We start from the raw sequence: 4,934 nt of genomic DNA, 5'->3' as shown, positions 1-4,934 counted from the left end.
GTGACCGGGCTGACCGTCGAGCGGCTCGGGCCGGCGGAGACCCGGGCGGTCGCGCAGCGGATCGCCGGCGCGTTCTACGACCTGGCGGCGACGCGGTGGCTGGTGCCGGACGCCGCGAAGCGGGAGGCCGTGCTGGCGGACAACTTCGAGATCCTGGTCGACCACGCGATGCGGCACGGCCTGGTCCACGCCACCGCCGACCGGTCCGGCGTCGCGGTCTGGTTCCCGCAGTCCGGCGACCCGGCGCCGCCACCGGCCGACTACGACGAGCGGCTGGCCGCGGCCTGTGGCGAGTGGACCGAGCGGTTCCAGCACCTCGACACGCTGTTCGAGGCGCACCACCCGCACGACGACCACCACCACCTGGCGTTCCTGGCGGTGGCTCCGCAGCGGCAGGGGCGGGGCGTCGGCACCGCCCTGCTGCGGCACCACCACGCGGCGCTGGACGCGGCGGGCGTGCCGGCGTACCTGGAGGCGAGCAGCGAGCGCAGCCGCGACCTGTACGCCCGGCACGGCTACCGGGTCGGCGAGCCGTTCCGGCTGCCGACGGCTCCCCGTTCTACCCGATGTGGCGGGACCCGGGCGGCCACTGAGCACCGGCCCCGAAGGCCGACCCGGGTTGCGGCGAGTCGCGGTGTCCGCCGCCCGGATCACCGCGACACGCCGCGAAGCGTGCGGCGCGGGACGTCTCCCGGGCGCCCGCATGTCGGCCGCCCGGACACCGGCGACACGCCGCACACCGTGCGGTGGTGCGGGATGGGGGCACGAAAAGGCCCGGTCGGCGAACCGCCGACCGGGCCCGAAGGACGCGACGGTGACCGGGTCCGCCGACCCGGCCGCCGTCAGCGCACCCTAGTAGGTTCCGTCGAGCTGACCCCGCAGCTTGGTCAGCGCCCGGGCCAGCAGCCGCGAGACGTGCATCTGCGAGACGCCGATCTGCTCGGCGATCTGCGACTGGGTCAGGTTGCCGTAGAAGCGCAGGGTGAGGATCTTCTGCTCGCGCTCGTCGAGCGTGGCGAGCGCCGGGCCGAGGGCCACCCGCAGCTCGGCCAGCTCGAACTCGTTGTCCTCGCCGCCGAGCATGTCGCCCAGCTCGGTCGCCCGGTCGCCGTCGCCGGTCGGGGTGGACAGCGAGACGGCGTTGTACGCGCGGGCGCCCTCCAGGCCTTCCAGGACCTCTTCCTCGGTGAGCTTGAGGTGGGCGGCGATGTCGGCGACCGTCGGCGAGCGGCCGAGGGTCTGCAGCAGCGAGCTGTTGGCGTCGGAGATGGCCAGCCGCAGCTCCTGGAGGCGGCGGGGCACCCGGATGTCCCACGTGCGGTCGCGGAAGTGCCGCTTGAGCTCACCGATGATGGTCGGGATGGCGTAGCCGGCGAAGTCGACGCCGCGGGAGGGGTCGAACTTGTCGATCGCCTTGATGAGGCCGACGGCGGCGGTCTGCGCCAGGTCGTCGGTGGGCTCGCCGCGACCGCTGTAGCGGTGGGCGAGGTGGTTGGCGAGCGGCAGCCAGGCCTCGATCGCCCGGTCCCGCATCGCGGCGCGGGACGGATGGTTGGCGGGCAGCGCGGCCATCGCGTTGAGCAGGTCGGCAGCGCTGTCGGTGAGCGCGCGCGGGTCCAGCTTCTCGGTGTCGGCGCGGCGGTGGCCGGCTGCTCAGTGGTCGCTGGCGCGGTCATGGGTGGTCCTCCCTGCACCTCGTCCGCGGACAAAAAGACGTGACGCTTTGGTTTAGCTTCAGATGGTCCGTTCGGGACTCACCTTAGCCTGATCGGCTTGACGAAATCTAGCCGAAAGGACGATGTACCTAAGTGATTTTGACTCACGAAAGACACGTAACGGACGAAATCTTGCCGGCTTGTGATCACCGTTACCGGGTCGCTCGACTGATGGCGGTGTCCGACGGATGCTCGTTCGTCCCGTCCGGTCGGTCGCGTCGGCCCGGCCGACCGGTCAATCGTGGAACCGACATGACGGACGACTGTCGGCTTTCCGTCGTTGTCCCGTGCACAGGACCGCACGTAGCGTCGCCATACACCCATCGGTACGGAGGCGTCGTGCTGGACCCCACGGATCCGCAACTCGTCGTCGGCAGTCGCACGCTGCACTTCAGCTGGCTGCCGGCGGATCCGGACGCCGTCGCCGCGCTCGTGCCGTCCGGGCTGCGGCCGCGCCAGGACCGGCAGGTCTTCATGAACCAGTACGTGGTGGAGGACGACTCCCAGACCTCCGGCTTCGGCGCCTACTCGCTGACCTACCTCGGGGTGGCCCTGGAGGGGGTGAACGCGCCCGGCGGGGTGACGCCGGGCGGCTGGTGGACGCATTACGTCACCTCCAGCCCGCTGGTGCGGGAGTACGCGGCCGCCCGCGGCGCTCCCGCGGTGCTCGGCCGGACCACCATCGAGGTGCGGGGCGAGGCGCTGGTCGCCGAGACCGTGGCCGACGGGTCGCCGCTGATCCGGGCCCGGGCGCGGGTCGGCGAGACCGGGCACGTGATCCACTCCGGGCACCACCGCTACTTCACCCGCTGCGCCGGGCAGCTGGTCAGCTCCGTCTACCCGTTCATCTCCGAGACGGTCGACCCGTTCGAGATCGAGTCGGTGGAGTTCCTGGAGCCCGGGCACCCGGTCTACGCGCTGCGCCCGGAGAACCCGCTGCTGATCACCTGGGGCTTCTACGCCCCGCGCACCTCGTTCGCGTACCCGGGTGGGCTGACCCCGTACCCCGGGCAGCAGACGCGGGCGGAGGCACGTGGCGACGCCTCACCAGGTGCCGGCGCGCCGGGCCCGCAGCGGTCTGCCGTCCGGGTCGTAGACCAGCCGGTACGCCGGTAGCGCCCAGAGCCGGGTCAGCCACGGCAGCCGTTCCGGCCGGTGCGGGCGTAGCCGGCCCGGGGGCCGGGGGCCCTGCCGGCCGCCGTCGTGCCACCGCTGGAGGGCGTCGGCCGCCGAGGTGATCGCCTTGACCGCCGCTTCCGGGTCCAGCAGGTCGGCGTCCTCGCCGCCGTCCGGGTCGCGGTCGAGGTGCTCGCGCCACAGCCGAAGCCGCAGTTCCCGGGCGAAGACCCGGGCGCCGTCGCCCTCGCCGGTCGGATCGGTGGGCGCCCGCTCGTCGCGGGTGTCGGCGAGCACCGCGCAGGACAGCTCGCTGTCGTGCGTCCAGGACCGGCGGTTGAAGTTGTCGCTGCCCACACTCGCCCAGACGTCGTCGACCACGCAGACCTTCGCGTGCACGTAGACCGGCTCGCCCTCGTGGTTCTCCAGGTCGAACACGTGCACCCGGTCCGGGGCGGCCTTGTCGCAGAGCGAGAGCGCCTGCTCGCGGCCGACCATGTTCGGTGGCAGCGCCAGCCGGCCGTCCACGTCCGGGTAGCGGGGCACCACCGCCACCAGGTGCAGGTCGGGATTGTCCCGCAGCGCGTCGGCGAACAGCTCGGCCACCTCGGTGGACCACAGGTACTGGTCCTCCAGGTAGATCAGCCGGCGGGCCCGGCGTACCGCCTTGGTGTAGCCGCGGGCCACGGTGCGCTCGCCGTCCGGCGCGAAGGAGTAGCGGGGGCGGACCGCCGGGTAGGTGCGCAGCACCTGGATCCGGTGCGGGCCGCAGGGCGGCGGGTCGGCCGGCTGCTCGGGCAGCGGATCGGGGCTGAGGTCGGCGCCGCGCAGCCGGTCGCGCAGGTAGGCCAGCGGGTTCTCCGAGTCCAGCGGCATCGGGTCCGTCCAGCGCTCCCGGAAGGTGGTGTCCAGCGCGCCGACCACCGGGCCGCGGACGGCGAGCTGCACGTCGTGCCAGGGCGGGTGCGGGCCGTACCGGGGGGACATCTGCACGGCCTGCGGGTCGCCCCGGTGCGCCGCGTCGTCGCGCCGGCTGTGGCACAGGTCGATGCCGCCGGCGAAGGCGATGTCGCGCTCCGGGGCGCCGGGATGTCGCAGTACCACCAGCTTCTGGTGGTGCGAGCCGCCCCGCCGGACCCGCTGGTCGAGCAGCACCTCGCCGCCGGCCGCGCAGATCGCCTCGCTGAGGCTGCGGTTCTCCGCCTCGCTGTAGGAGAGGGCGTCGAGGTGGGAGCGCCAGATCAGCCCCTTGACCACGACGCCCCGCTGGGCGGCCCGGGCGAAGAGCTGGACCACCGTCGGGCCGTCCGGGCGCATCCGCTGGTCCGGGTCGCCACGCCAGTCGGTGAAGAACAGGTGGTCTCCGGCGCGCAGCGCCTCCACCTCGCTGACCAGCCGGTCGAAGTACGCCGCACCGTGAATCAACGGCTCGGCGAGGTTTCCCGCCGTCCAGACGGGTAACACCGAGACCGGGTTGGCGCGTTCGTCAGCGGTCAGGAACCAATCCTGCGTCGCCACGTTCCAGCCCCCCGAGGTCGTCGACAACGTCCTCACGGTAGGTGTCCTGCCGCCGGTACGCACGCCGGGTCTGCTCCGCGTGCCCTGGTGGTGGCACCTGTCGGACCCGAGACGCGCACACCGAGGAGGCCACACCATGCCCGCCGAGACGACGAACCCCGTGACCGAGTACCGCCCTCAGGCGGTGGAGAGTGAACGGGGTGCGCTGTTGGCGGTGTTGCTCATGGTGATCCTCGGGGTCGCCGGAATCTTCGCCGTCTCCTGAGGCCGACGCGGGGCGCCCCGGTGGACCGGGGCGCCCTGGCGTGTGCGATCAGGGACGGTCGCCCTGGCCGCCGGTGTGCGGCAGCCGCTTGGCGGGGACGACCCCGAGCCGCCGGCCTGGAAGTCCTCGAAGGCCCGGACCAGTTCGGCGCGGGTGTTCATGACGAACGGCCCGTAGTGCGCCACCGGCTCCCGGATCGCCGGCCACCCATGATGAAGAGGTCCAGCGCCGGGGTGTTGGCGTCCTGCTGGGCGTCGGCGGTGGCCCGCAGCGCGTCGCCCGGCCCGTGCACGGCCAGCTGGCCGTGCGCACCGGCCGCC

At 73.1% G+C, this 4,934-nt stretch carries 3 protein-coding genes and 2 pseudogenes; 2 read left to right on the top strand and 3 right to left on the bottom strand.

The features are described 5' to 3' along the window. Positions 1–593, top strand: a pseudogene (locus JNW89_RS27695) (GNAT family N-acetyltransferase). A gap of 259 nt (positions 594–852) precedes the next feature. On the opposite strand, the gene JNW89_RS27690 reads toward JNW89_RS27695, so the two are convergent. Then, positions 853–1,572 (bottom strand): SigB/SigF/SigG family RNA polymerase sigma factor, encoded by a 720-nt coding sequence (locus JNW89_RS27690; RefSeq protein WP_238451300.1) that lies wholly within the window; start codon positions 1,570–1,572, stop codon positions 853–855. A gap of 482 nt (positions 1,573–2,054) precedes the next feature. On the opposite strand from JNW89_RS27690, the gene JNW89_RS27685 reads away from it, so the two are divergent. Continuing rightward, positions 2,055–2,831, top strand: coding sequence for an acetoacetate decarboxylase family protein (locus JNW89_RS27685; RefSeq protein ID WP_238451299.1), 777 nt, complete (start codon positions 2,055–2,057; stop codon positions 2,829–2,831). Here JNW89_RS27685 and JNW89_RS27680 read toward each other — a convergent pair. Both JNW89_RS27680 and JNW89_RS27675 read right to left on the bottom strand, forming a co-directional pair. Then, positions 2,760–4,349, bottom strand: coding sequence for a phospholipase D-like domain-containing protein (locus JNW89_RS27680; protein ID WP_238451301.1), 1,590 nt, complete (start codon positions 4,347–4,349; stop codon positions 2,760–2,762). The genes JNW89_RS27685 and JNW89_RS27680 overlap by 72 nt on opposite strands. 313 nt (positions 4,350–4,662) lie before the next feature. Then, positions 4,663–4,934, bottom strand: a pseudogene (locus JNW89_RS27675) (pirin-like C-terminal cupin domain-containing protein); the annotation flags it as partial.

It is taken from the genome of Micromonospora sp. 4G55 (assembly GCF_016803375.1).
The sequence above is the reverse complement of the archived record's forward strand: the minus strand, read 5'-3'. Positions and strand labels throughout refer to the sequence as shown.

What these genes read in the sequence shown, in the direction of transcription:
- JNW89_RS27690 (WP_238451300.1), bottom strand. Translation starts at nt 1,572, where the DNA reads ATGGCCGCGCTGCCCGCCAACCATCCGTCCCGCGCCGCGATGCGGGAC.